Raw genomic sequence first — 24,242 nt, 5'->3', positions numbered from 1 at the left:
GGGTGAAACGTTTGCGTGGCGCTAGATTAGGCCTGCGTGGGGGTAGGATCAAGGGTAGAGCGGTGTAGGAAGGGGTGACGCAGTGTAGAGGGCGCGTGACGAGATGGCTGATGATTGAGGTTCGCGAACACCCCATTGCGGCTTGTTCGCGATCATTCTCACTGTCAGGCAAAGAGCAACTTTCAACCGTTCAGATAGGCGAACGCTGCCAGATAAATAAATAGACTTGCAAAGAAACCAGGCAGGATCTTCTTTGTTTTGGCGACTGCGATGAAGGTGCCCACAAGCAAGGAAAGCTTCAGCGCATCCAGCATTTGAAACTGCTGTATCAGTGTTAGCGCATCCATCTTGTTGAACGCGGTATCGTAAATGATGACCCCCAACATGGCTTGTGCGCTGTAGCTGATAAACCGATAAAAGGAACCCTGGGTTTGTGTAAGTGCAGTGCTGTTTTTGAAGGCAAAAGGCAGGGCGCGAAATACGAAGGCGGTGAGGGCGGAAAATGCGATAAGAAGCCAGATTGTCATGAGGCTACACTGCCTCTTTTTTTGTAATTGTTTTCAATAAGCACGATCAATCCGCCGATGATAAAAGGCGTACAGAGCAAGCTGTAATCCTTGAATAGATAAACCAGTAGTGGCGCGCCAACAAAGCCCAGCCAGTAACTTGATACTTCCGCATAATGAGGCCAATGCTTACCGGCCAAGGCGGTGAATTGAAGTGGTAACAGAAGTGTCATGGTTGCATAGATAATCGGTGAGGCTAATTCTGCGCCGGCGATGAAACCGATATAGGTGCAGATAATCGAGACAATGAATATCGGCAGACCAAGCCCGATCAAGTAAGTGAAGGGGTGGTCGGTTCGTCGTTTGAATCGGGTGACGCATCCAGTGAATATCGACGGTGTGATCAGAATCAAGGAGGCCATGATTGTCATGGTTGAGGTGTTTCTTATATAAGGTGCAAGTGTCGCGGAGAGTAGTACGAAGCGAGCATTAAGTGCCATGATGATGGGGATCAATATCCATCCATCGTTATGGTTTTGTATTAGCAGGAACTGCAGCGGAGTGGAGAATATTAATAGCGTCGTTGCAAGGGCCTGGCTTAAAGATAATGATTGCGTGGCGCTTAAGATACCAATCGATAAGTAGAGGAAGATGAATGCGACGCCGAAGGTGATTGCATCGCGTGCCCCTTCCGTAAATACATTAGCGGCCGAAGAGCGAGCAGGTGTGTCCGCAGTAACCATCAACGGGCCACCCGCGTGTAAGCTGTTTCATCCAGCGAGTAGTATTGCTTTCTAGGGCCTTTGCTTCGGAACAATAGTCGAGGCGTAGTATTGAAGGTCGAGTTGTGTGCTTGTTGGCGAGCCTCGTTCGCGTCGATATTCAGCATCGGGCGTGCATGCAGGATCTTGTGGTTGGCTACGATCAGGAATGTACCGGTTTCGGCCGTTGACACATGATTTTTTGTGTTGGGCAACCCGGCCCGGATTTTGTCCAGCACGTGTTGGCCGCCATTTAATGCACGCATCCGTTCACCGTTCTGCGAATCAATGCGGAAATCCAGCGAAAAGTGAAAGCCGTAGATGTCGGAATACTCAACGACGTGACGAACCCGTTCTTTCAAACCGCTGACGTTTTTGCCGGAAATAAACGCGGCTTGCATCGTCAGTAATTCGCGTATTTCTTCATCGTTCAACTCACAAAGCAAGTCGCTTGGGAAATAATAGGCGGTGGGGGTTTTTGTGATGTCGCGGCAAACAGTCAGGGCCAGATAATCAACCTTCAGGTTTTCATATAAATCATCGGAGTGCGGTGTGATATCACCATGCCCGTTGCCCCATTCCCGATATTTTTCTGCAGAGGGTTTTAGAAACAACGCTTTGTGTTCTTCGTATTCGTATTTTATGTCAGTTAGGTGAAACAGGTCGGCCAAAGCCTCATGCACCGTTAAGGCTAGTTTTGGCGAGTCTAGACTGAATATATTATTTATACAGACGGCGGCGCCTCCATTTGCCAGGCCTACTTTGTCGAAGTGAAAAATGTCTTCGGTGCGCAGGTAAGTTAGAAAAAGATTAACCAATTGTGTTTTTAAGGCGTGCGTGTCTTGATTGTTGTTCTTGTGCCACCAGGATTCGATGACGCCAGTCAAATAACTGAAGTCCAGAGTAATTGTTTTTTCTTTGGATATTTTTTCTCGGAAGAAACTCACGTCTGTGATCGGGTCGATCTCACGCATGTTCTTGGTCTCCATTAAAATTACCGGCGTTCGGCTTAAACGCGGCGCGGATAGTAATGGAGGTTTTTAGGCATGTGTAAATACAAGTGTTACTAGTTTTGTTGGGTTGTAATAATAAATTTTTAGTTACTTGGTGTAATGCTAGTTGTTTCAGGTGATGAGCTTATGCTAGATGAAAAAAAACCGCCAACCTAGCGAGGTTGACGGTTTTGTTTGAAACAAGTGCGCTAACTTTTACTGAGCTGTCAGGCTCACATCACGCAACGGCTTGCCACGTACCGGTGCATCGCCCGCCACGTAGTAATCGGCGGTGCTGCGGGGCAATGACTTGCGGCCACGGATTTTGTCGGCGATTTTCTCGGCGATCATGATCGTTGGCGCGTTCAGGTTGCCGGTGGTGATGATCGGCATGATCGAGGCGTCGACTACGCGCAGGGCTTGCATGCCATGCACACGACCTTCGGCATCGACCACCGCCATTTCGTCGGTGCCCATCTTGCACGAGCAGGACGGGTGGAACGCGGTTTCGGCGTGTTCGCGGATGAACTTGTCGAGCTGCTCATCGGTTTGCACGTCGATGCCCGGGCTGATTTCGCGGCCACGGAAAGCGTCCAGCGCCGGCTGTTGCATGATTTCACGGGTCAGGCGGATGCCGTCGCGGAATTCCTGCCAGTCCTGCTCGGTGGCCATGTAGTTGAACAGGATACTCGGGTACTCGCGCGGATCCTTGGACTTGGCCTGGATGCGGCCGCGGCTTGGCGAGCGCATGGAGCCCATATGCGCCTGGAAGCCGTGTTCTTTCACGCCGTTGCTGCCGTTGTAGTTAATCGCGACCGGCAGGAAGTGGTACTGGATGTTCGGCCAATCGAATTCTTCGCGGGTACGGATGAAACCGCCGGCTTCGAACTGGTTGCTGGCGCCGATGCCGGTGCCGTTGAACAGCCATTCGGCACCAATGGCCGGCTGGTTGTACCAGAGCAGCGACGGGTACAGCGAGACCGGTTGGGTGCAGGCGTATTGCAGGTACAACTCGAGGTGATCCTGCAGGTTTTCGCCGACGCCTGGCAGGTCGTGGACCACCGGGATGTCGAGCTTGTTCAGGAGTTCGGCCGGGCCGACACCGGAGCGTTGCAGAATCTGCGGCGAAGCGATGGCGCCGGAGCACAGCAGCACTTCTTTGCGGGCACGGGCTTCAACGCGTTCTTCAGCTGAGCCGATCAAGTAACGCACGCCGACCGCGCGCTTGCCTTCGAACAGAATCTTGTCGGTCAGGGCGTGGGTGACGATGGTCAGGGTCGAGCGTTTCTTGGCGATGTCCAAGTAGCCGCGAGCGGTGCTGGCGCGACGGCCGTTCGGCGTCACGGTGCGGTCCATCGGGCCGAAACCTTCCTGCTGGTAGCCGTTCAGGTCTTCGGTGCGCGGGTAACCGGCTTGCACGCCGGCTTCAACCATCGCGTGGAACAGCGGGTTGTTGCCAGCCTTCGGCGTGGTCACGCTGACCGGACCGTCGCCGCCGTGGTAGTCGTTGGGGCCGATGTCGCGGGCTTCCGCCTTGCGGAAGTACGGCAGGCAGTCGAGGTAGGTCCAGTCTTCCAGACCTGGCAGTTTCGACCAGTTGTCGTAGTCCATGGCGTTGCCGCGGATGTAGCACATGCCATTGATCAGCGAAGAGCCACCCAGGCCCTTGCCGCGACCGCATTCCATCCGGCGACCATCCATGTGTGGCTCTGGATCGGTTTCGAATGCCCAGTTGTAGCGACGGCCTTGCAGCGGGAACGCCAAGGCGGCCGGCATTTGTGTACGGAAGTCCAGACGGTAGTCCGGGCCGCCCGCTTCGAGCAGCAGGACGGTGACGCCTTCGTCTTCAGTCAGACGGGTCGCCAGGGTGTTACCGGCCGAGCCGGCACCGATGATGATGTAATCGAATTCTTGGGACATTGAATGCACCCTCTTTGAAGTTGGTCAGGTCAGGCGAGTGCTTCGCACTCGATCGCGAGCAAGCCACGCTCCCACATTGAAATGGGGGCTCCTGTGGGAGCGGGCTTGCTCGCGAAGGCGGCCTCGCAGGCGAAGCAAATGCCGCCTTAGAAAACCGAGGCGTAATCGCCCAGTTCGACCTGTACCGATTTGATGCGTGTGAAGTTGTTCAGCGAGCTGATGCCGTTCTCACGACCCACGCCCGACTGCTTGTAGCCGCCGACCGGCATCTTCGCGTCGGACTCGCCCCAGGCGTTGATCCAGCAGATACCGGCTTCCAGCTGATGAATCACGCGGTGAGCGCGGTTCAAGTCTTTGGTGACAACGCCAGCGGCCAGACCGAAGTCGGTGTCGTTGGCACGACGGATCACTTCTTCTTCGGTTTCGTAGCTCAGGATGCTCATCACCGGGCCGAAGATTTCTTCGCGAACGATGGTCATCTCGTCGGTGCAGTCGGTGAACACGGTCGGTGCCACGAACGCGCCTTTGGCGAAGTCGCCGTCGGTCAGGCGAGTACCGCCGCACAGCAGGCGAGCCCCTTCTTCCTTACCTTTGGCGATGTAACCCAGCACGCTTTCCATGTGGGCGAAGCTGACCAGCGGGCCGAAGTTGGTGTTTTCGTCTTCCGGGTTGCCGATGCGGATGCGCGCTACGCGCTCAGCGATCTTGGCTTCGAACGCAGCTTTCAGATGGCTCGGTACGAACACGCGAGTGCCGTTGGTGCAGACTTGGCCGGAGCTGTAGAAGTTGGCCATCATCGCGGTGTCGGCGGCGCGGTCGAGGTCGGCGTCGTCGAAAATGATCAGCGGGGATTTGCCGCCCAGTTCCATGGTGACGTCTTTCAGGGACGAGGCGGAGGCGCTGGCCATGACCTTCTTGCCGGTGTCGGTGCCGCCGGTGAAGGAGATTTTTTCGATGCGCGGGTGCTCGGTCAGCCAGGTGCCGACTTCACGGCCGCTGCCGGTCAGAACGTTGAACACGCCAGCGGGCACGCCTGCTTCGGTGTAGATCTCGGCCAGTTTCAGCGTGGTCAAGGAAGTGACTTCGCTTGGCTTGAAGATCATTGCGTTACCGGCTGCCAGGGCAGGGGCGGATTTCCACAGGGCGATCTGGATCGGGTAGTTCCACGCGCCGATACCGGCGACGACGCCCAGCGGCTCGCGACGGGTGTAGACGAACGAAGTGGTGCGCAGCGGGATTTGCTCGCCTTCGATGGCCGGCACCAGGCCTGCGTAGTATTCCAGCACGTCAGCGCCGGTGACGATGTCGACGTAGCGGGTTTCGGAGTACGACTTGCCGGTGTCCAGGGTTTCCAGGGCGGCCAGTTCATCGTTGCGCTCGCGCAGGATGTCCACGGCGCGACGCAGGATGCGCGAACGCTCCATGGCGGTCATCGCGGCCCAGATTTTCTGGCCCTTTTCGGCGCTGACCACTGCGCGCTCAACGTCTTCCTTGGTCGCACGTTGTACGGTTGCGAGGACTTCACCGTTAGCCGGGTTGATGGCTTCGAAGGTGGCGTCGCTGCTGGCGTCGGAGTAACCGCCATCGATGTAGAGTTTTTGCAGTTCGAAACGGGCCATAGTGTCCTCGCAAGTGCATAAGTGGTTGGCGTAGGCCACTGGGGGGATGCCATAAGGTTGTGGCAACACCGATCAGCAGCAGTTCAGGGGTTGAGCGTTTTATGTGTGCTCTAACTCACCTGCTTGGCCAGTTGGAAATCCATGTATTCGTAAGCGATCTGGTGCGCCTGCCCGGTGTCGAAAGCGTCTCCCGACAGCGCGCCGCGCAACCACAAACCGTCAATGAGGGCTGCCAGGCCTCGGGCTGCACTGCGCGCGTCATCGAGCGGCAATACACGGCGGAACTGGCAGCACAGGTTGGAATACAGACGGTGATCGTTGATCCGCTGCAACCTGTGCAAAGACGGGTGGTGCATGCTGGTGGCCCAGAAGGCCAGCCAGGTTTTCATTGCCGGGCCATTGACCTGGCTGGCGTCGAAGTTGCCTTCGATAATCACCTGGAGGTGAGCCCGCGGGCTGTTGTCCTCCAGCGCCTGACGACGCGCGGTGACGTTCTCGCTGAGGACGCTCATCAGATACTGCGCCGTGGCAGCGATCAGGCCGTTCTTGTCCTGAAAATAGTGACTGATGATGCCATTCGAGACACCGGCCAAACGGGCGATCAGCGCAATGCTGGCGTCCCCCATTCCGACTTGATCTACCGCCTGCAATGTGGCTTCGATCAACTGCTGGCGACGGATGGGTTGCATACCGACCTTGGGCATCTTGCACATCTCCTTAGGCCTTCCGATGGGCGAAAAACGTCTATCGGATTAAGGGCCAGTCTATTTTGTTTTGATTGAACGTTCAATCAACAAAGAATAAGATCTGCGACAAATCGTCGCGATTTACAGATTTTTCCTACGTGTAAACGGCGATAAACCGACATCCGAAACTGCTCGAAACCCATACGCACTGGCGTCCCCGGGCTTCGGGCTTTTTTCGGGGTGTCTTTATATCACCCGCCGGTCGGCTGCCAACTAACCGATTGGTCGGGTAACGCGTTGCCTTGTGTTCTTCTCTCGCACTGCCCGGAGCATCTGTGCCATGAGTTCTGCCTCTCTTATAAAGACCCCACCCGATAAGGTGACGGTCAACGGTTGGGTGTTTTACACCTCTACCGCGTTGATCCTGCTGTTGACCGCCATTCTGATCATCGCCCCGCAAGAGGCCGGCAGATTGCTCGGCATTGCCCAGGCCTGGTTGTCCCGCAGCTTCGGCTGGTACTACATGGTGGTGATCGCCGCTTACCTGGTGTTTGTGGTCGGCCTGGCGTTTTCGTCCTACGGCAAGCTCAAGCTGGGCAGCAAGGACGACACCCCGGACTTCAGCTACGGCGCATGGGCGGGAATGCTGTTCTCGTCGGGTATCGGCATCTCGCTGCTGTACTTCGGTGCTTCCGAGCCGCTGGATCACTATTTCAACCCGCCGGAAGGCGTGGCCGGCAGCAACCTCGCCGCCCGTCAGGCGGTTCAGCTGACGTTCCTGCACTGGGGCCTGCATGGCTGGGCGATCTACGCGTTGGTCGGCCTGGCCGTGGCTTACTTTGCGTATCGGCATAACCAGCCGCTGGCGTTGCGTTCGGCGTTGTATCCGCTGGTGGGCGAGCGTTGGGTCAAAGGCGCGGCCGGGCATGCGGTGGACGGCTTTGGCATGTTTGTGACCCTGCTGGGTCTGGTGACGAACCTGGGGATCGGTTCGCTGCAAGTGTCGTCCGGGCTGGAAAATCTGTTTGGCATGGAACACAGCAACACTAACCTGCTGATCGTGATCATCGTGATGAGCACCGTGGCGACTATCGCAGCGGTGTCCGGCGTGGAAAACGGCATTCGTCGTCTGTCCAACCTGAACATCGTGCTGTTTAGCGGTCTGCTGATTTTCGTCTTGCTGTTCGGCCCGACCCTGCACCTGCTCAACGGCTTCGTGCAGAACGTCGGCGACTACCTGAACGGAGTGGTGCTGAAGACTTTCGACCTCTATGTGTACGAAGGCGACAGTGAGAAATCCGACCGCTGGTTGGGCCTGTGGACCCTGTTCTACTGGGCGTGGTGGATTTCTTGGGCCCCATTTGTAGGCATGTTCATCGCGCGTATCTCCCGTGGTCGCACGGTGCGTGAACTGGTGGCTGGCGTACTGCTGATTCCGCTGGGTTTCACCCTGGCGTGGTTGTCGATCTTCGGTAACTCGGCACTGGACCTGGTGATGAACCATGGGGCGGTGGAGCTCGGGAAGACGGCGCTGGAACAGCCGTCGATGGCGATTTATCAGTTGCTGGAACATTACCCGGCGTCGAAGATTGTGATCGGCGTGTCGATTTTCGTCGGTTTCGTGCTGTTCCTGACCCCGGCGGATTCTGGCGCGGTGATGATGGCGAATCTTTCGTGCAAGGGCGGCAACGTCGACGAAGATGCGCCGCACTGGTTGCGGATCTTCTGGTCGGTTGTGATCACCCTGGTGACTATCGGCCTGCTGTTCGCCGGCAACTTCGAAGCCATGCAAACCATGGTGGTGCTGGCCGGTCTGCCGTTCTCGGTGGTGCTGGTGTTCTTCATGTTCGGTTTGCACAAGGCCATGCGCCAGGACGTGCAGATCGAACAGGAGCAAGCGGAGCTCGCGGCCCGCGGTCGTCGTGGTTTCAGCGAGCGTTTGACTCAGCTGGATCTGCAGCCGAATCAGTCGATCGTTCAGCGCTTCATGGACAAGCAAGTCAGCCCGGCGCTGGAAGAGGCCGCGGTTCAATTGCGCGGTCACGGCCTGGATGTGCAAACGCTGCTGGGCAAGGCCAAGCGTTGCATGGGCGTGCGGATCGAGATGGAAGAGGGCAATCCGTTTGTCTACGAAGTAAGCCTGGATGGTTATCTGGCGGCGGCGAGCGAAACAGTTTCGGCTGAAAGTGCCGACGAGCCCCGCGCACGTTACTACCGCGCCGAGGTGTACCTGCACAACGGCAGCCAGGATTATGACTTGATGGGCTTCACTCAGGATCAGATCACCCGTGACGTGCTCGATCAGTTTGAAAGCCATCGGCAGCTCCTTGGCCGTGTCTATAGCTGATACTTGATAGGACGCGGTGTTTCGGTCTGAAGCACCGCGTTGTCTTCTTCGCGAGCAAGCCCGCTCCCACATTAAATCTGCGTCGTTCACAAATCCAATGTGGGAGCGGGCTTGCTCGCGAAGGGGCCATCAGCCGCAAAGCTGTTCGACCCGATATCCCGTAAACAAAAACGCCGCGATCCTCTCGCGGCGTTTTTGTGTCTGCTGCCTTACCCCAGGTTCTTGCCGAGCAGTGCGTGATACAGCTCGCTGTCGCCGAGAATCCCGACCACCTTGTTGTTGTCGTGCAGCACCAGCTTGTTGCCCGTCTGATAGCGAATCTGCAGCGCGTCGCGCATGCCGATGTTCGAGTCCACCAGCGTCGGCCGACGACCCAAACCTTCAACCGCTTGCCCCGGGATCCAGTTCTGCAGGTCCAGGCTCGCACCGTTCTGGCGGGCGCCTTTGATGGTGTTGCCTTCGGCCAGGTCCAGCCATGAATCGCCGCCCGGATCGAGGCATACCGAACCGTTGATGCGTTTGCAGTTATCCAGCGTGCGCATCAGGCTGCGACCGCACAAAACGTTCAGCGGGTTAGTGTGGGCCACGAAGGTCCGCACGTAGTCGTCCGCAGGGTTGAGGACGATTTCTTCGGGTTTGCTGTACTGGATGATCCGGCCGTCTTTCATGATTGCGATACGGCTGCCGAGCTTCAGGGCTTCATCGAGGTCGTGGCTCACGAAAACGATGGTTTTGCTCAGCTTGCGTTGCAGCTCCAGCAGTTCGTCCTGCAGGCCTTGGCGGATCAGCGGGTCGAGTGCCGAGAACGGTTCGTCCATCAGCAGAATGTCGGCATCCATCGCCAGTGCGCGGGCCAGGCCCACACGCTGCTGCATGCCGCCGGAGAGCTCGTCGGGTTTCTTGTTGCGCCACTGGGTCAGGCCCACCAGTTCGAGTTTTTCATCGACCAGTTTTTTCCGTTCTTTCTCCGGACGACCCTGCATTTCCAGGCCGAAGCTGATGTTCTCGCGAACGGTCAGCCAAGGCATCAACGCGAACTTCTGGAACACCATTGCAATGCGCTTGGTGCGCATCATTTTCAGCTCGACCGGGGTACAGGAAGCGATGTCGATCTGCTTGCCTTCATGCTCGACGTACAACTTGCCGCGGCTAACGGTGTTGAGGCCGTTGATGCAGCGCAGCAGGCTGGATTTGCCGGAGCCGGACAGGCCCATCAGCACGCAGATTTCACCCTTTTCGACGTCCAGGCTGGCCTTTTCGACGCCGACGATTTGCCCGGTCTTTTTCAGGATCTGGTCGCGGGTCATGCCCTGGTCGAGAAGTTTCAAGGCTTCGCGTGGATCTTTGGAGAAGATCACGTCGACGTCTTCGAAGCGAATAATGCTCATGCGTCACCCCCTACTTTGGCTTCGGGTTGTTTGCAGATACGGTCGAGCATGATCGCCAGCAGTACGATCGCCAGGCCTGCTTCGAAGCCCAGGGCGATATCAGCAGTGTTCAGTGCGTTGACCACGGGTTTGCCCAGGCCGTCGGCGCCCACCAGTGCCGCAATCACCACCATCGACAACGACAGCATGATGCACTGGGTGATACCGGCCGCGATGCTTGGCATGGCGTGGGGCAGTTCTATACGTGAGAGCAGCTGACGGCGCGAGCAGCCAAAAGCCTTGCCGGCGTCCATCAGTTCTGCGGGAACATCGCGGATACCCAGGTAGGTCAGGCGGATAGGCGCGGCAATCGCGAACACCACCGTCGAAATCAGGCCTGGAACCACGCCCAGCCCGAAGAGGGTCAGGGTAGGAATGAGGTACACGAAGGTCGGCACGGTCTGCATCAGATCGAGCACCGGACGCATCAGTGTGTAGAACATCGGTTTATGCGCAGCGACGATGCCCAACGGCACGCCGATCAGTACGCAGACCAGGGTAGCGAACAACACCTGGGCGAGGGTTTCCATGGTTTCCTGCCAGTACCCCAGATTGAGGATCAGCAGGAAAGAGACAATAACGAAGACCGTCAGTCCCCATTTGCGTTGAATGAAGTGTGCCAATAGCGCGATGAGGCCGATCAATGCCAGCGGGTTGAACCAGGTCAGCGCAAAAGTCACGCCGTGGATCATCGTTTCCAGTGACACGGCGATTGCGTCGAAGGTGTTGGCGCCGTGTTGCGTCAACCATTCAACGAAGCCCGCGATGTACTGGCCTAAGGGTATTTTCTGATCAATCAGCATGGTAGTGAACGTCCGCATGCAAGGAAATAAACAGCCCGAGGGAGCACGCTCCCTCGGCGTAAGCGATTACTGCGCGAGCTTGGCTTTCACGGCCTCCAGGCCTGGTTTACCGTCAATGGTGGTCACGCCAGCGAGCCAGGTATCGAGCACCTGTGGATTCTTTTTCAGCCAGGCCTTGGCGGCCGCGTCAGGCTTCATTTTGTCGTCCAGGACGTTGCCCATCAGCGTGCTTTCCATGTCGAGGGTGAACACCAGGTTTTTCAGCAACTGTCCAACGTTGCTGCATTCCTGGGCGTAACCCTTGCGGGTGTTGGTGTAGATGGTTGCCTGACCGAAATTCGGGCCGAAGAAATCGTCGCCGCCAGTCAGGTACTTCATCTTGAAACGTGTGTTCATCGGGTGCGGTTCCCAACCCAGGAACACCACGGCGGTGTTGCGGCGCTGGGCGCGATCGACTTGCGAGAGCATGCCTGCCTCGCTGGACTCGACCACCTTGAAGCCGGCTGCTTTCAAGCCGAAGGCGTCCTTGTCGATCATGCTCTGGATCAGACGGTTGCCGTCGTTACCCGGCTCGATGCCGTAGATCTTGCCGTCGAGTTCTTTCTTGAACTTGGCGATGTCGGCGAAATCCTTCAGACCCTTGTTATACAACTCTTCGGGCACGGCGAGTGTGTATTTTGCGTTTTCCAGGTTGGCGCGCAGGGTGTCCACGGTGCCCGCTTCGCGGTAGGCCTTGATGTCGTTTTCCATGGTCGGCATCCAGTTCCCGAGGAACACGTCCATGTTCTTGCCGTCGGCCAGGGACTTGTAGGTCACCGGCACGGAAATCATCGTGGTTTTGGTCTTGTAGCCCAGGGCATCGAGAACGACGCTGGTGGTGGCGGTGGTGACAGTAATGTCAGTCCAGCCGACATCGGAGAAGTTTACGGTGCTGCATTGAGCGGGTTCTGCGGCTTGAGCCAGTAACGGCAAACTCAGCATGGCGGCCAACAACAACGACGGGGAACCTTTCATGGATGGACTCCTTGGTGTTTTTTTTGGCAGTGTTCCGACTGGACCACCGCACTTATAGGTTGCGGTTGGATGGCGTTTTGGAGACATCTCTACCACGGCGCCTTGCAATCGAGTCGATACGATCATGTACCAGTGAAAATCTGACGCCTACAGGGTGCGTCGTAACCAGTACAGGGATGGTCGCATCCAGTGTCGGTGACGTCGTTTACAGCTTTTTTCAGCCCCGTTTGCCGCTCTGAACCGCAAAAAAACGGCGAAAACGCTGCGTAAAACGCCCGCGGCGTTTGTGGACAAGAGTGCGTCGGTGTCAGACGTCGAACGACACGGTAAAAGCCTGATGATGCAGCCATACCGGCGGATTGCAGCTTGAGCGTAGCAGCTCCGTCACCGGGCGCTTTTGCGCCTGGAGCAGGCACATCCAGGAGTTCGGCAGTAATGGCTATCAGTGTTTTCGACCTGTTCAAAATCGGCATTGGCCCTTCCAGTTCGCACACCGTCGGGCCTATGCGCGCTGCGGCGCTGTTCGTGCAAGGTTTGCGCGAGCAGGGTCTTTTGGAACAAGTCCGTCGAGTCGAAGTTCAGCTTTATGGTTCGTTGTCAGCCACCGGCATCGGCCATGGCAGCGACAACGCCGTGATCATGGGCCTGATGGGCGAGTGGCCGGACGCGATCGATCCATCGCAAATCGGCATCCGCATCGCCAGCCTGCGCGAAACCGACACGCTGTTACTCGACGGTCGTTTGTCGGTCCCGTTCATCTGGGCTCGGGATATGCGCCTGATCGACGAAAACCTGCCATTCCATCCCAACGCCATGACCCTGATCGCCGAGGGCGATGACGGCGAGCTGCATCGCGACACCTACTATTCCATCGGCGGCGGCTTTGTCGTCGATGAGGCACAAGCTTCCAGCGGCGTGGTGGATCTGGATCGCACGGTGCTGCCGTACGACTTCTCAAGCGCCGTCGAACTGCTCAGCCTGTGTAAACAGCACAACCTGCGCGTGGCCGAATTGATGATGGCCAACGAAAAGGTCTGGCGCAGCGAAGAGGAAATCCGTGCCGGCCTGATGACCCTCTGGCGGGCCATGCAGGATTGCGTTGAGCAAGGCCTCAAGCACGAGGGCATCCTGCCCGGCGGCCTCAACGTGCGCCGTCGCGCGGCGAAATTACACCGCAGCCTGCAAGAGCTGAATAAACCTAACGTGATCGGCTCGACGTTGAGCGCCATGGAGTGGGTCAACCTGTTCGCCCTGGCGGTCAATGAAGAGAATGCGGCCGGCGGGCGCATGGTCACGGCGCCGACCAACGGGGCGGCGGGGATCATTCCGGCGGTATTGCATTACTTTATGAAGTTCAGCGAAGTGGTGACCGACGCCAACGTGGTCGACTACTTCCTCAGCGCGGCGGCGGTAGGGATTCTGTGCAAGAAGAACGCCTCGATTTCTGGCGCGGAAGTCGGTTGCCAAGGTGAAGTCGGTTCGGCCTGCGCCATGGCGGCGGCCGGGTTGGCGGAAATCCTCGGCGCCACGCCGGAGCAGTTGTGCAACGCGGCGGAAATCGGCTTGGAACACAACCTGGGCCTGACCTGCGACCCGGTGGGCGGGCTGGTGCAAGTGCCGTGCATCGAGCGCAATGCGATTGCTGCGGTGAAAGCGATCAACGCGGCGCAGATGGCCTTGCGCGGTGATGGTCAGCACTTTATTTCGCTGGACCGGGTGATCCGCACCATGCGTGATACCGGTGCTGATATGCATGACAAATATAAAGAGACATCGCGGGGTGGGTTGGCGGTGAGTGCGGTGGAGTGTTGAGTCAGAAATACCGGTTCGCCTGCTTCGCGAGCAAGCCCGCTCCCACATTAAATCTGCGTCGTTCACAAATCCAATGTGGGAGCGGGCTTGCTCGCGAAGGCGCCAGACCAGTCAAAACTGCGCGGTAAGTGAACACCTGATTTAAAACGCGCCACGTTTTGGCGCGTCGCTTACAGGTAAGTGGTCCGTTTGAAGACAGGGATCCAAACCGACCCTGACCACTTGTCACCCGTGCTTGTGGTGACACTCGTTCCGGGCCTGCACAACCCTGTTCCCACAAGTGCTACCGATTTGCTCAAACGCAACGGGGTAGAGCGCTTGCAGCCATTGATGGCACTTAAATTCCATACTCCCTGCGCGTCATATTTAGACACATCGCGACGTCGTTTTCAGGAGTTATTGAACACCCATTCAATTTTAGGCATGGCAATTGCTCTGTCATTACAAAGCCCGTCTCCCACGCGAGAACGATGGCAATAACAAGAGCCTCCGCCTGAGGCCATCACCCGCTTTGTGTGAGGAGATACCGCGATGACGACGTTCAACTCCGGGGCTCAACCCCAGAACCGTGCGCCTCAATCCATCGGCTTTTTGCTGCTGGACAATTTCACGCTTATTTCTCTGGCCTCCGCAGTAGAACCCCTGCGCATGGCCAACCAATTGTCCGGTCGCGAGCTGTATCGCTGGACCACGCTCACCGTCGACGGCGGTCAGGTCTGGGCCAGTGACGGTCTGCAGATCACCCCCGACGCCTCCATGCACAAAGCGCCTCCCCTGGACACCATCATCGTCTGCGGCGGCATCGGCATCCAGCGTACGGTGACCCGTGAACACGTGTCATGGCTGCAAAGCCAGGCGCGTCAGTCGCGTCGTCTCGGTGCGGTCTGCACCGGCAGTTGGGCCCTGGCGTGCGCCGGCCTGCTGGATGGTTTCGATTGCAGCGTGCACTGGGAATGCCTGGCCTCGATGCAGGAAGCGTTTCCGCGCGTGGCCATGAGCACCCGTCTGTTCACCCTCGACCGCAACCGTTTCACCAGCTCCGGCGGCACCGCGCCCCTGGACATGATGCTGCACCTGATCAGCCGCGATCACGGCCGTGAACTGTCGGCGGCGATTTCGGAGATGTTCGTCTACGAGCGCATCCGTAACGAGCAGGATCACCAGCGTGTGCCGCTCAAGCACATGCTCGGCACCAATCAGCCGAAACTGCAGGAAATCGTCGCGCTGATGGAAGCCAACCTCGAAGAGCCGATCGACCTCGACGAACTGGCGGTGTACGTCGCCGTGTCGCGCCGTCAGCTCGAGCGGCTGTTCCAGAAATACCTGCATTGCTCGCCGTCGCGTTACTACCTGAAGCTGCGCTTGATCCGCGCCCGGCAACTGCTCAAGCAAACGCCGATGTCGATCATCGAAGTGGCGTCGGTGTGTGGTTTCGTGTCTACACCGCACTTCTCCAAGTGCTACCGCGAATACTTCGGCATTCCGCCGCGTGACGAGCGCGTAGGTTCCAACACCACGCAGCAAGTGGCGATGATGCCGCTGCCGCAAGCGCTGGTGCTGTCGCCATTGTCCGGGCCGTTGTCGGCGCTGAGCCAGGCGCGGAACGAATCGACGTTCGCCAGCGTAAGGCTCTAGACCGAGGGGTATTCATTCGCGAGCATGCACGCTCCCACATTTGATTTGTGAACGACGCAGATCAAGTGTGGGGAGTGGGCTTGCTCGCGAAGGCGGTTTATCAGGCGCTACGGCTTTGCTGGTACTCCGCCAATGCGGGCAGCAATTGCTTGTCGATAGCCTGGCGCACCGCCGGCAGGATGGTCGCGCTGCTGGTGTACATCTGCTTGACCATGGTCCGCAGCACTATCGCCCGTTCATCGTTCAAGCCTCGTACCGCACACTCACAAGCCTGCTCGGCTGTGGCGCCGCTCGGCACTTGAAAACCCAACGATTTCAGCTGGCCCAACAGGTCTTCCTGGTCAATCAAATCGGCGTGCATCATGACGCAATCCTTCTTCAGGGAACGGTGTCGTGGCTCGATTCTCGTAGCGGGGCGGGGTGGCGGCAAGGACGATTTGTCGCAATGGCCGCAATACCTATGAACAGGTCGTTTTCGGCTAACTTGCCATGCGAGAGAGTGGGCACACTGGATTCAGCTGGCTTCACGAAGGTTTGGTCACCCTCGCGCAACGGCTCCTCAACAGTACCCTCCTCAGCTCCGATCTTGTCACGGCTTGATCGGGGTTTTTTTTGCCTGTGAATCAGGGATTTGTGTTGATTGATAAACCGCTTTCGCGAGCAAGCCCGCTCCCACATTCGATCGCATTCCCCTGAGAGAACGCGGACAAGTGTGGGAGCGGGCTTGCTCGCGAAGAACGATGACTCGGTCTAGCGTTGCAACACGAGGATGCGCGACAACAATTCATCCCGATCGACATAACACCCCTGGAAATGCCGGGCGCCAGTGGCGGGGTCGAAGGCGTTGCGGGCGTGGAGGGTACGGCGATTATCGAAGCACCACAGCTCGCCGGGATTGAGGCGCGTCATCACCCGAAAACGTGCCTCTCGCGTCATGGCAATGAAGCGGCGATACGCGCGATACAGCTTCGGCATCTGCTCCACGGACGCATCAAACGGACCGCGCAGAAAGTTCGCCATGCGGATTTCCGACACCTGCCCAAAGGCATCCAGGGCGATGATCGGCGCCAGGCAGCGGTAGTCGCTGTGGCGGTCCTTGTTGCGGAACTCCACAGGGATTTCACAGAGACTTTTAAACGACTCTGGATCTTCCTGGCGCAACGCTTCGGCGATGGCAAAACCGTCGACGAAAATACTTTCGCCACCCACGGCGTCATTCACCAGGCAATGCAGAAATTGCAGTCCCGGTTGCAGCTCCCGAGTCGGCAAGTCGCTGTGCAGCGGCAGATTGAAGGCGGTGTAGGCATTGCTGTCGGCATCGGCCTTGGATTGCACGTTGAACAGCACCCCGAAATTGCTCTCGCGGATGAAGGAAACCCGCTGGGCAATCAGTTTCAAGGAGCCGGGTTCGGTGGGCACGCCACGGACCTGGGTCAACCCGGTATCGCGCACCGCCAATAGCCACTGCAGCAGGGCATCGTTGTCGTCCATCAGTGCCTGGTATTCGAACACCGGCAACTGTAGATCGCTGTGCCAAAGCCTGGCTTTCGGTTTGCGGGCGCGGCGTTCGGCGCGGGACTCGTCGTCATAGGCATGGGCCCGCAACCAGCCTGGATCGAACCGGCTGAGGTGTCCGTCCTGCCACTGGACGCAGAGGCAGCCTAGAGCATCGACGCTCGTCTCTGCGGGTGTCAGGTTGTCTGCGACGTCGACGATTTCCAGCACTTGTTCGCGGGTCACCGTGTAGACGCACAGCGGGCACGGGCAGTTATCCCGCAACCATTGATGATGGAAGGGGCTGACGCGGTCGTCGGCCCACTTCACCAGGACGCGATCCGCCAGGGTCTGCACGCCTGCAAGCGCGCTGATCAACGGATAAGTACGGAAGTCGGCAAAAGCGGCGGCGGTGTTCATGGCGATCTCCTTGTCGTGTGATGGTTATTTGGCCGGGGGTAGAGCGATGACGCGGCCGATGTAGGCGGGCGCAGGCAGGTCGGCTTGCTCGGTGACGATGGCTTGCAGCTTGCTCAAGGTCGCATCGCTGAACGGCGCGGAACGCGGCCCGGCGAGGTCGACGTGCAGCAGCATTTGCTCGTTGCCCGCCAGCTCTTTGTCATCGCCCACCAAGTGGAGGCTGTGATAGAGGTGCAGCCGTTTTTGGTCGTGGGCAATGATCTGCGTGTGCACTTCGACATCGGCGTCGAGCTTCACTTCGTGCAGGTAATTGAGATGCAGTTCGAGGGTGAACAGCGAGTTGCCGCTGGCTTCGCGGTTGTTGCTGTCCATGCCAAGACGATCCATCAGCGCATCGGTGGCGTAGCTGAAAATCAGCAGGTAGAAGGCGTCGCGCAGGTGGCCGTTGTAGTCGACCCAGTCGGGGATGATTTTGGTTTGGTAGGTGGTCAAGGCTGGCATGGTATAGGTTCCAACATGAGGGGTGACTGGACTGCCGTCTTTGCGAGCAAGCCCGCTCCCACAGGTCTTGCGCTGTCCTTGTGGGAGCGGGCTTGCTCGCGAAGGGGCCAGACCAGCTGGCCCATAAGCCGGGAATTACTCGCTGAAGGCCATCCCGTGTTTTTCCTTGGTGGTCTTCACCGCTTCCAGCACCGCCAGCAGGCAATCATCACGATAGCGCTCCAGCGCCGAAATGCTGTGCTTGCCCAGCTGATCACTGGTGCCGTCTACCACGTCATCGATCAATTTGTCGGTCAGCTCTGGTGCTGGCAGGTAGGTCCAGGGCAACTGCAACGCCGGCCCGAACTGAGCCATGAAGTGCCGCATACCGGCATCGCCACCCGCCAGGGTATACGTCAGGAAAGTCCCCATGAACGACCAGCGCAGGCCCGCGCCAAAGCGGATCGCATCATCGATTTCGCCAGTGGTCGCCACGCCGTCGTTGACCAGGTGCAGCGCTTCACGCCACAGCGCTTCGAGCAAGCGGTCGGCAATAAAACCGGGCACTTCCTTGCGCACATGCAGCGGACGCATGCCCAAGGATTCATAGACTTTCATCGCCGCTTGAACGGCTTCGGGAGCGGTGTTTTTGCCGCCGACCACTTCCACCAATGGCAACAGGTAAACCGGGTTGAACGGGTGCCCGACCACGCAGCGTTCCGGGTGGGTCGAACTCTCGTAGAACTCGCTCGGCAGCAGGCCCGAAGTACTGGAACCGATCAGTGCATTGGGCTTGGCCGCTGCGCTGATTTTACTGTGCAGTTCCAGTTTCAGATCCAGACGCTCGGGGGCGCTTTCCTGAATGAAATCCGCGTCGCGTACACACTCTTCAATCGTCGCGACAAAGCGCAGTCGATCTTGCGAGGCGCCCGGCGCCAGGCCTTGTTTTTCCAGTGCGCCCCAGGCATTGGCGACACGTTTGCGCAGGGCCGCTTCGGCACCGGGCGCAGGGTCCCAGGCCACTACGTCAAGGCCATGGGCGAGGGCGCGGGACACCCAACCGCTGCCGATGACACCGCTGCCTAACGCTGCGAAGGTTTTGATTTCGGTGATAAAGCTCATGGCGATTTCCTAAAGAGTTCGGTGATCCATTGTGAGAGCGAGCTTGCTCGCGAAAGCGGTATGTCAGTCACAGAAGATGTGGCGGATGTACCGGCCTTTTCGCGAGCAAGCCCGCTCCCACAGGTGAAGTGTGTGGCTTGGGTTACCCGCGCTTGGTCAGGCCCATTTTTGCCCGGCCTTCAGCCGGGGTCAGGACGCGGGCGCCGAGGCGGCTGAGGATTTCAGAAGCGCGTTCGACCAGTTGGCCGTTGGTCGCCAGCACACCTTTGTCCAGCCAGATGTTGTCTTCCAGCCCGACCCGCACGTTGCCGCCCAGCAACACCGCTTGCGCCGCCATCGGCATTTGCATGCGGCCGATGCCGAAGCCGGCCCACACGGCGTTAGCCGGCAAGTTGTCGACCATGGCTTTCATGGTGGTGGTGTCGGCCGGAGCGCCCCACGGGATGCCCAGGCAGAGCTGGAACAGTGGATCGTCGAGCAGGCCTTCCTTGATCATCTGTTTGGCGAACCACAGGTGACCGGTGTCGAAGATTTCCAGCTCGGCCTTCACGCCTAGCTCTTGAATGCGTTTGGCGCCAGCGCGCAGTTGGGCTGGGGTGGACACGTAAATGGTGTCGCCGTCGCCGAAATTCAGGGTGCCGCAATCGAGGGTGCAAATTTCCGGCAGCAGTTCTTCAACGTGGGCCAGGCGGGTCAGCGGGCCGACCAGGTCGGTGTTCGGGCCGAACTCCATCGGGTTCTCGCCAGCGCCGATTTCCAGGTCGCCGCCCATGCCGGCAGTGAGGTTGACGATGATGTCGACGTCCGCCTCGCGGATACGCTCCATCACTTCGCGGTACAGCGCCACGTCGCGGCTGAACTTGCCGGTTTCGGGGTTGCGCACGTGGCAATGGACCACGGTGGCGCCAGCCTTGGCGGCTTCCACGGCGGCTGCGGCGATTTGTTTCGGGGTGACCGGCACGTGTGGGCTCTTGCTGGTCGTGTCGCCAGCACCGGTAAGTGCGCAGGTGATGATGACGTCGTGGTTCATGAGGCGGGTTCCTTGCAGGCGTGATGATTCCGTTCGCAGCCCGGTTGGGCTGCGAGTCGGTGGTTCAATCGGGTTTATTTGGTCGTCAGTTTCAGGTTTTCAGCCGCCGGTTTGCCATCGAAGGTGGTTACGCCTTCGAGCCAGCGTTGTTTGTCTTGTGGGTGATCCTTGAGCCATTGCTTGGCGGATTCGAAGGCGTCCTTGTGATCCAGCAATGGCTGCATCATCCGGCTCTCGTCTTCGGCGGTGTAGGTCAGGTTACTCAGCAGGCGGCCGATGTTCGGGCACTGTTGGGCGTAGTTCGGCGCAGTGACGGTCCAGACCGTGGCCATGCCTTCGTTCGGGCCGAGGGCGTCTTCACTGCCGGTGAGATAGGTCATCTGCACGTTGACGTTCATCGGGTGCGGTGCCCAGCCGAAGAACACCACGGCTTCCTTGCGCCGCACGGCGCGATCCACCGCCGCGAGCATGCCGGCCTCGCTGGATTCGACCAGTTGGAACTTGCCGAGGCCGAACTGATTCTTGGCGATCATCGCCTTGATCTGGGTGTTGGCGCCCGAACCTGGTTCGATGCCGTAGATCTTGCCGCCCAGTTCTTTCTGGAATTTGGCAATGTCGGCGAAGGTTTTCAGACCCTTGTCGGCGAGGTAAGTCGGTACGGCGAGGGTGGCGCGGGCATCTTTGAGGCTCGGCGCTTCCAGCACTTTGACTTGCTTGGCCTCGACGAACGGGGTAATCGTCTGGGTCATCAGCGGGTTCCAGTAGCCCAGGAACAGGTCCAGGCGCTGGTCGCGAATCCCGGCGAAGATAATCTGCTGGGAGGCGCTGGTTTGTTTGGTGTTGTAGCCGAGGCCGTCGAGCAGGACTTGGGCCATCGCGCTGGTGGCGATCACGTCGGTCCAGTTCACTACGCCCATGCGCACGTTCTGGCATGAGGCGGGTTCGGACGCCATGACGCTGGCGCTCAAGAAAGCGGTACCACTGAGTGCGAGAACACAGCTGCTGATCAGTCGTTTCATGTCGGGTTCCTCGGCAGACGTTATTGTGGGTTCCGGCATCTTCGTGTGCCGGTGATGCCAAGTTACGCAGCTAAGGCCCCGTGAAAGCGCACTACGGCGACCAGCTCTTGCACTGCTGCGACCTGTGCTCTTGAATGCCATCCGCAAGTGGCGTATCAACGTCCACACGCTTCCCGCCCTCACGTTACCTGCCAGTCGAGTGCGCTCCATGTCCCAGGATTTCTACTTTTTGTTGATGCCGGGTTTCTCGGCCATCGGTTTTATTTCGGCCATCGAGCCGTTGCGGGTCGCCAATCGCTTTCGCGGCGAGCTGTATCGCTGGCATGTGCTGAGCGCCGACGGTGGTGCGGTATTGGCCAGTAACGGTATGTCGGTCAACGCCGATGCGGCGCTGGAACCGCTGAAGAAAGGTGCAACCTTGTTGGTGATCGCCGGTTTCGAGCCCCTGAAATTCTCCACCCCGGCGTTGGAACACTGGTTGCGCCGGCTGGACAACGAAGGCGTGACCCTCGGCGCCATCGACACCGGCAGCTTTGTCCTCGCTGAAGCCGGTCTGCTCGACGGCCATCGGCTGACCCTGCACTGGGAAGCCATCGACGCCTTCAAGGAGTCCTACCCGCAGCTCAGCGTCACTCAGGAGCTGTTCGAGATCGACCGCCGCCGCATCACCTCCGCCGGCGGCACCGCGTCCATCGACCTGATGCTCGACCTTATCGGCCAGGCTCACGGGCCGGACCTGGCGATCCAGGTCAGCGAGCAGTTCGTACTCGGCCGCATCCGCCCACGCAAAGACCACCAGCGCATGGAAGTCGCCACGCGTTATGGCATCAGCAACAAGAAGCTCGTTCATGTTATCGGTGAGATGGAGCAACACAGCGAACCGCCGCTCAGCACACTTGAGTTGGCCGAATCGATCAAAGTGACCCGGCGTCAGCTCGAACGCCTGTTTCGCCTGCATTTGAACGACACGCCGAGCAACTTTTACCTGCGTTTGCGGCTGGAGAAAGCACGGCAGTTATTGCGGCAGACAGACATGAGTGTGCTGGAAGTGAGCATTGCGTGCGGGTTTGAATCGCCGTCGTATTTCACCCGCAGTTATCGGGCGCGGTTTGAGCGGTGTCCGCGAGAGGATCGGCGTCGATTGGGGGATGGGCGGGAGTTGGTCTGATCGCTTTCCAAAGCTGAAGGCAGGACAAAATGTGGGAGCGGGCTTGCTCGCGAATGCGGTGGGTCATTTAACATTGAAGTTGACTGACACACCGCATTCGCGAGCAAGCCCGCTCCCACACTAGATATGCTTGCTCTTCTACTTCTTCATCAAGGCAGAACACGCTGCCTTGTAAGCTTCATGCTGATACTTGTTCAACGTACCCGGCAGCTCAAAATCGAACTTCTTGTTCTGAGCATTGATGGTTTGTGGCGACAGTAGCGTGACCTCGCAATTTTCCAGCAACTGGAAAACGCCCTCGATCTTGAACGTGGTCGGCCCACCAGCAAATTCGCCTTTCTTGCTGCGCTTTTTGATCGCGATCCGGTCGACGGAATTCTCGCGCACAAACGATGCCACCTGAGCGGCAAACACTTTGACGTTCGCCGCTTCGTCGTCATCGTCGAGGGCGATTTTCTTGGTGGCCAGGGCGACGTGGCTCAGCACCTGATCGTCGAGGGAGGCCACGGCGATGATCGCTTCGCTGCCTTTGATTTCGATGCCGCAGATTTTCATTTGAATCCCTTTCCCTGATGGTGGCGTGCAGCTTACAGCTCAAGCTGATTCGCGTTGATGCCAAAAGCTGCGGCAATTTTTTCGCGGGTGGCTTTGCGAGGCTTGGCAACGGTCTCTTGTTGGGCGAAGGCCGGTTGGGAGATACCCATGCGTTTGGCCACTTCATCCTGGGTAAGGTTCAAGTGTTCACGCCAGGCGCGAACAGGCGTCGCGCCGTCGACGATGCGACTGACCACCTCGTGAGGAATCAGATGGAGTTCTATCTTCTGCGCGACGTATTGCGCATAGGGAATGACCACGAATGCAGGGTTTCCATCTGCGTCATTGATGATTTGAACGTCAGTAGGTGCGTTCATCGCGTTTTTTAACCTCTTGAATACTGATCACTTTGATTGCGCCGTCCCAGTCGAACATGACCCGATAGTTACCCACCCGCAGTCGATAGGCGTAGTCATGACCAACCAGTGCTTTGACATTGTTTGCATCAGGCATGCCAGCCAGCATCGTGACGGCATCACGAACCTGAATCTGGTGAGCGGAATGCAATTTCAGAAGCTGCTTAACGGCCTTTCGAGTCCAGTGGATACTGTTCATGGAAGAATATAAGTCTTTTATAAGATTTGCGAATCTTTACTTATATTTTTCTGGCGGCCAATAAACGAAGCATGTCGGCATGTTGCCTGACCAATAGGGTCTACTGGGGGGGGCTCAAATGGGATGTAGTCCTGATAAGCCTAGCGTGTAGGAAAGAGGGTTTTTAGAGGGCTGAAAGCTGGCAGCCGTACCAGCTTCCAACGGGGGATCAATGCTTACTCCTGCCCAATCGACTCCAAAAACTCCGACCGCTCATCACTCATCCGCGCCACGCAATCATTCTGCGCAATGGTGAATGCCTTGCTACCGCTGGTCGCCGGAAACGCTTCAACCGTGCAATCCGCATCCCGGGTCTTCAGCCATTGTTGTTGCGATGCCTTGAGCTTGGCGGTGATGTCGGTCAGCTGTGCCGGGGTCTTGCCGTAGAGCGTTTGCATGCGCTCGGTCAGGCTTTTGTAGTTTTCGCTCAGCAGATCTTCGGCGGTGGTTCTGCCGTAGGCCGAGCATTCCAGGGTCTGGACCTCGTTTTCGACCGCGTCGCAGGGGTTGATGTCGGACTCTTCAGCCGCCTGTACGCCGGTCGCTATCAGTGCCAAAACCAGGAAAATCAATTTCATCGCGTCACCACCCCTTATTCCCGTAAAGCATCCAGTGAAACATCCAGTGATGCGCCGAATTCTGGCCCATGCGCAGGCCCTTGAACAGATAGCTGATCACGCCCGGCGACGACCCTTTGTCGCGGATTGACGCTTTCGGCAAACCCCCTGTCGTTTTTGCACCCGGCTGCCCCGGTCCTCAGGCATATGCTGGCCCCAAAGCGCCGGCACACGATTCGGCG

General features: G+C 58.2%; 23 protein-coding genes. 4 read left to right on the top strand and 19 right to left on the bottom strand.

The features are described 5' to 3' along the window. Positions 1 to 182: 182 nt before the first annotated feature. The 6 genes from ACA055_RS27915 to betI all read right to left on the bottom strand — a co-directional run bounded on the left by ACA055_RS27915 (position 183) and on the right by betI (position 6,502). Positions 183 to 527 carry an AzlD domain-containing protein gene (locus ACA055_RS27915; protein ID WP_497681472.1) on the bottom strand — a complete coding sequence of 115 codons (345 nt, stop codon included), beginning with the start codon at positions 525 to 527 and terminating at the stop codon, positions 183 to 185. Then, positions 524 to 1,249, bottom strand: coding sequence for an AzlC family ABC transporter permease (locus ACA055_RS27910; protein ID WP_497681471.1), 726 nt, complete (start codon positions 1,247 to 1,249; stop codon positions 524 to 526). Before ACA055_RS27910 ends, ACA055_RS27915 begins: the two co-directional genes overlap by 4 nt. Continuing rightward, positions 1,249 to 2,241, bottom strand: a complete 993-nt coding sequence (locus ACA055_RS27905) for a hypothetical protein (protein WP_497681470.1) — start codon at positions 2,239 to 2,241, stop codon at positions 1,249 to 1,251. Before ACA055_RS27905 ends, ACA055_RS27910 begins: the two co-directional genes overlap by 1 nt. A 234-nt stretch (positions 2,242 to 2,475) precedes the next feature. Further along, positions 2,476 to 4,179 (bottom strand): choline dehydrogenase, encoded by a 1,704-nt coding sequence (gene betA, locus ACA055_RS27900; RefSeq protein ID WP_497681469.1) that lies wholly within the window; start codon positions 4,177 to 4,179, stop codon positions 2,476 to 2,478. Between the two features lie 146 nt (positions 4,180 to 4,325). Then, positions 4,326 to 5,798 carry a betaine-aldehyde dehydrogenase gene (gene betB / locus ACA055_RS27895; protein ID WP_497681468.1) on the bottom strand — a complete coding sequence of 491 codons (1,473 nt, stop codon included), beginning with the start codon at positions 5,796 to 5,798 and terminating at the stop codon, positions 4,326 to 4,328. 110 nt (positions 5,799 to 5,908) lie between these two features. Then, positions 5,909 to 6,502: a transcriptional regulator BetI gene (gene betI / locus ACA055_RS27890; RefSeq protein WP_497681467.1), complete on the bottom strand. Its 594-nt coding sequence runs from the start codon at positions 6,500 to 6,502 to the stop codon at positions 5,909 to 5,911. A gap of 379 nt (positions 6,503 to 6,881) precedes the next feature. On the opposite strand from betI, the gene ACA055_RS27885 reads away from it, so the two are divergent. Then, positions 6,882 to 8,831, top strand: coding sequence for a BCCT family transporter (locus ACA055_RS27885; protein ID WP_497684502.1), 1,950 nt, complete (start codon positions 6,882 to 6,884; stop codon positions 8,829 to 8,831). 209 nt (positions 8,832 to 9,040) lie between these two features. On the opposite strand, the gene choV is transcribed toward ACA055_RS27885, so the two are convergent. From choV to ACA055_RS27870, 3 genes are all read right to left on the bottom strand, one after another. Beyond that, positions 9,041 to 10,219, bottom strand: coding sequence for a choline ABC transporter ATP-binding protein (gene choV, locus ACA055_RS27880; protein ID WP_497681466.1), 1,179 nt, complete (start codon positions 10,217 to 10,219; stop codon positions 9,041 to 9,043). Then, positions 10,216 to 11,061: a choline ABC transporter permease subunit gene (choW, locus tag ACA055_RS27875; RefSeq protein WP_497681465.1), complete on the bottom strand. Its 846-nt coding sequence runs from the start codon at positions 11,059 to 11,061 to the stop codon at positions 10,216 to 10,218. Before choW ends, choV begins: the two co-directional genes overlap by 4 nt. A gap of 66 nt (positions 11,062 to 11,127) precedes the next feature. Continuing rightward, positions 11,128 to 12,075: a choline ABC transporter substrate-binding protein gene (locus ACA055_RS27870; RefSeq protein ID WP_497681464.1), complete on the bottom strand. Its 948-nt coding sequence runs from the start codon at positions 12,073 to 12,075 to the stop codon at positions 11,128 to 11,130. 435 nt (positions 12,076 to 12,510) lie between these two features. On the opposite strand from ACA055_RS27870, the gene ACA055_RS27865 reads away from it, so the two are divergent. Then, a complete protein-coding gene (locus tag ACA055_RS27865; protein ID WP_497681463.1) occupies positions 12,511 to 13,887 on the top strand; it encodes an L-serine ammonia-lyase in 1,377 nt (458 codons plus the stop codon). Positions 13,888 to 14,418: 531 nt separating this feature from the next. Beyond that, the gene (gbdR, locus tag ACA055_RS27860) at positions 14,419 to 15,522 is read left to right on the top strand and encodes a choline metabolism transcriptional regulator GbdR (RefSeq protein WP_007907526.1); all 1,104 of its coding nucleotides are present in this window, start codon (positions 14,419 to 14,421) and stop codon (positions 15,520 to 15,522) included. 100 nt (positions 15,523 to 15,622) lie between these two features. Here the strand turns inward: gbdR and ACA055_RS27855 are convergent, their stop codons facing one another. The 6 genes from ACA055_RS27855 to ACA055_RS27830 form a co-directional block, all read right to left on the bottom strand. Next, on the bottom strand, positions 15,623 to 15,886 hold the full coding sequence (locus ACA055_RS27855; protein WP_497681462.1) for a hypothetical protein: 264 nt from the start codon (positions 15,884 to 15,886) through the stop codon (positions 15,623 to 15,625). Positions 15,887 to 16,272: 386 nt separating this feature from the next. Next, the gene (locus tag ACA055_RS27850; RefSeq protein ID WP_497681461.1) at positions 16,273 to 17,436 is read right to left on the bottom strand and encodes a gamma-butyrobetaine dioxygenase; all 1,164 of its coding nucleotides are present in this window, start codon (positions 17,434 to 17,436) and stop codon (positions 16,273 to 16,275) included. A 24-nt stretch (positions 17,437 to 17,460) separates the two neighbouring features. Continuing rightward, a complete protein-coding gene (locus ACA055_RS27845; protein WP_497681460.1) occupies positions 17,461 to 17,937 on the bottom strand; it encodes a thioesterase family protein in 477 nt (158 codons plus the stop codon). A gap of 135 nt (positions 17,938 to 18,072) precedes the next feature. Next, complete coding sequence (locus tag ACA055_RS27840) at positions 18,073 to 19,038, bottom strand: L-carnitine dehydrogenase (protein ID WP_429511716.1); 966 nt, start codon at positions 19,036 to 19,038, stop codon at positions 18,073 to 18,075. A gap of 142 nt (positions 19,039 to 19,180) precedes the next feature. Further along, positions 19,181 to 20,068 carry a 3-dehydrocarnitine:acetyl-CoA trimethylamine transferase CdhC gene (cdhC, locus tag ACA055_RS27835; protein ID WP_140674841.1) on the bottom strand — a complete coding sequence of 296 codons (888 nt, stop codon included), beginning with the start codon at positions 20,066 to 20,068 and terminating at the stop codon, positions 19,181 to 19,183. A gap of 74 nt (positions 20,069 to 20,142) precedes the next feature. Then, positions 20,143 to 21,087: a choline ABC transporter substrate-binding protein gene (locus ACA055_RS27830; protein WP_497681459.1), complete on the bottom strand. Its 945-nt coding sequence runs from the start codon at positions 21,085 to 21,087 to the stop codon at positions 20,143 to 20,145. Between the two features lie 208 nt (positions 21,088 to 21,295). Between ACA055_RS27830 and ACA055_RS27825 the strand changes: the two genes are divergently transcribed. After that, positions 21,296 to 22,255: a GlxA family transcriptional regulator gene (locus ACA055_RS27825; protein WP_497681458.1), complete on the top strand. Its 960-nt coding sequence runs from the start codon at positions 21,296 to 21,298 to the stop codon at positions 22,253 to 22,255. Between the two features lie 138 nt (positions 22,256 to 22,393). Here ACA055_RS27825 and ACA055_RS27820 read toward each other — a convergent pair whose 3' ends face one another. The 4 genes from ACA055_RS27820 to ACA055_RS27805 form a co-directional block, all read right to left on the bottom strand. Further along, positions 22,394 to 22,810 carry a DUF3010 family protein gene (locus ACA055_RS27820; RefSeq protein WP_497681457.1) on the bottom strand — a complete coding sequence of 139 codons (417 nt, stop codon included), beginning with the start codon at positions 22,808 to 22,810 and terminating at the stop codon, positions 22,394 to 22,396. A 32-nt stretch (positions 22,811 to 22,842) separates the two neighbouring features. Beyond that, on the bottom strand, positions 22,843 to 23,166 hold the full coding sequence (locus ACA055_RS27815; protein ID WP_497681456.1) for a helix-turn-helix domain-containing protein: 324 nt from the start codon (positions 23,164 to 23,166) through the stop codon (positions 22,843 to 22,845). Next, complete coding sequence (locus tag ACA055_RS27810) at positions 23,150 to 23,404, bottom strand: type II toxin-antitoxin system RelE family toxin (RefSeq protein WP_497681455.1); 255 nt, start codon at positions 23,402 to 23,404, stop codon at positions 23,150 to 23,152. The genes ACA055_RS27815 and ACA055_RS27810 overlap by 17 nt, the downstream gene beginning before the upstream one ends. A gap of 215 nt (positions 23,405 to 23,619) precedes the next feature. Continuing rightward, entirely contained in the window at positions 23,620 to 24,021 is a 402-nt protein-coding gene (locus ACA055_RS27805; RefSeq protein ID WP_497681454.1) for a lysozyme inhibitor LprI family protein, read from the bottom strand. Positions 24,022 to 24,242 lie beyond the last annotated feature (221 nt).

Source organism: Pseudomonas sp. LBUM1657, assembly GCF_059716075.1.
This window is presented reverse-complemented; position numbering and strand designations above follow the sequence as displayed.

Coding starts and splice junctions, on each gene's coding strand:
- ACA055_RS27915 (WP_497681472.1), bottom strand. CDS start 527: ATGACAATCTGGCTTCTTATCGCATTTTCCGCCCTCACCGCCTTCGTA.
- ACA055_RS27910 (WP_497681471.1), bottom strand. CDS start 1,249: ATGGTTACTGCGGACACACCTGCTCGCTCTTCGGCCGCTAATGTATTT.
- ACA055_RS27905 (WP_497681470.1), bottom strand. CDS start 2,241: ATGCGTGAGATCGACCCGATCACAGACGTGAGTTTCTTCCGAGAAAAA.
- betA (WP_497681469.1), bottom strand. CDS start 4,179: ATGTCCCAAGAATTCGATTACATCATCATCGGTGCCGGCTCGGCCGGT.
- betB (WP_497681468.1), bottom strand. CDS start 5,798: ATGGCCCGTTTCGAACTGCAAAAACTCTACATCGATGGCGGTTACTCC.
- betI (WP_497681467.1), bottom strand. CDS start 6,502: ATGCCCAAGGTCGGTATGCAACCCATCCGTCGCCAGCAGTTGATCGAA.
- choV (WP_497681466.1), bottom strand. CDS start 10,219: ATGAGCATTATTCGCTTCGAAGACGTCGACGTGATCTTCTCCAAAGAT.
- choW (WP_497681465.1), bottom strand. CDS start 11,061: ATGCTGATTGATCAGAAAATACCCTTAGGCCAGTACATCGCGGGCTTC.
- ACA055_RS27870 (WP_497681464.1), bottom strand. CDS start 12,075: ATGAAAGGTTCCCCGTCGTTGTTGTTGGCCGCCATGCTGAGTTTGCCG.
- ACA055_RS27865 (WP_497681463.1), top strand. CDS start 12,511: ATGGCTATCAGTGTTTTCGACCTGTTCAAAATCGGCATTGGCCCTTCC.
- gbdR (WP_007907526.1), top strand. CDS start 14,419: ATGACGACGTTCAACTCCGGGGCTCAACCCCAGAACCGTGCGCCTCAA.
- ACA055_RS27855 (WP_497681462.1), bottom strand. CDS start 15,886: ATGATGCACGCCGATTTGATTGACCAGGAAGACCTGTTGGGCCAGCTG.
- ACA055_RS27850 (WP_497681461.1), bottom strand. CDS start 17,436: ATGAACACCGCCGCCGCTTTTGCCGACTTCCGTACTTATCCGTTGATC.
- ACA055_RS27845 (WP_497681460.1), bottom strand. CDS start 17,937: ATGCCAGCCTTGACCACCTACCAAACCAAAATCATCCCCGACTGGGTC.
- ACA055_RS27840 (WP_429511716.1), bottom strand. CDS start 19,038: ATGAGCTTTATCACCGAAATCAAAACCTTCGCAGCGTTAGGCAGCGGT.
- cdhC (WP_140674841.1), bottom strand. CDS start 20,068: ATGAACCACGACGTCATCATCACCTGCGCACTTACCGGTGCTGGCGAC.
- ACA055_RS27830 (WP_497681459.1), bottom strand. CDS start 21,087: ATGAAACGACTGATCAGCAGCTGTGTTCTCGCACTCAGTGGTACCGCT.
- ACA055_RS27825 (WP_497681458.1), top strand. CDS start 21,296: ATGTCCCAGGATTTCTACTTTTTGTTGATGCCGGGTTTCTCGGCCATC.
- ACA055_RS27820 (WP_497681457.1), bottom strand. CDS start 22,810: ATGAAAATCTGCGGCATCGAAATCAAAGGCAGCGAAGCGATCATCGCC.
- ACA055_RS27815 (WP_497681456.1), bottom strand. CDS start 23,166: ATGAACGCACCTACTGACGTTCAAATCATCAATGACGCAGATGGAAAC.
- ACA055_RS27810 (WP_497681455.1), bottom strand. CDS start 23,404: ATGAACAGTATCCACTGGACTCGAAAGGCCGTTAAGCAGCTTCTGAAA.
- ACA055_RS27805 (WP_497681454.1), bottom strand. CDS start 24,021: ATGAAATTGATTTTCCTGGTTTTGGCACTGATAGCGACCGGCGTACAG.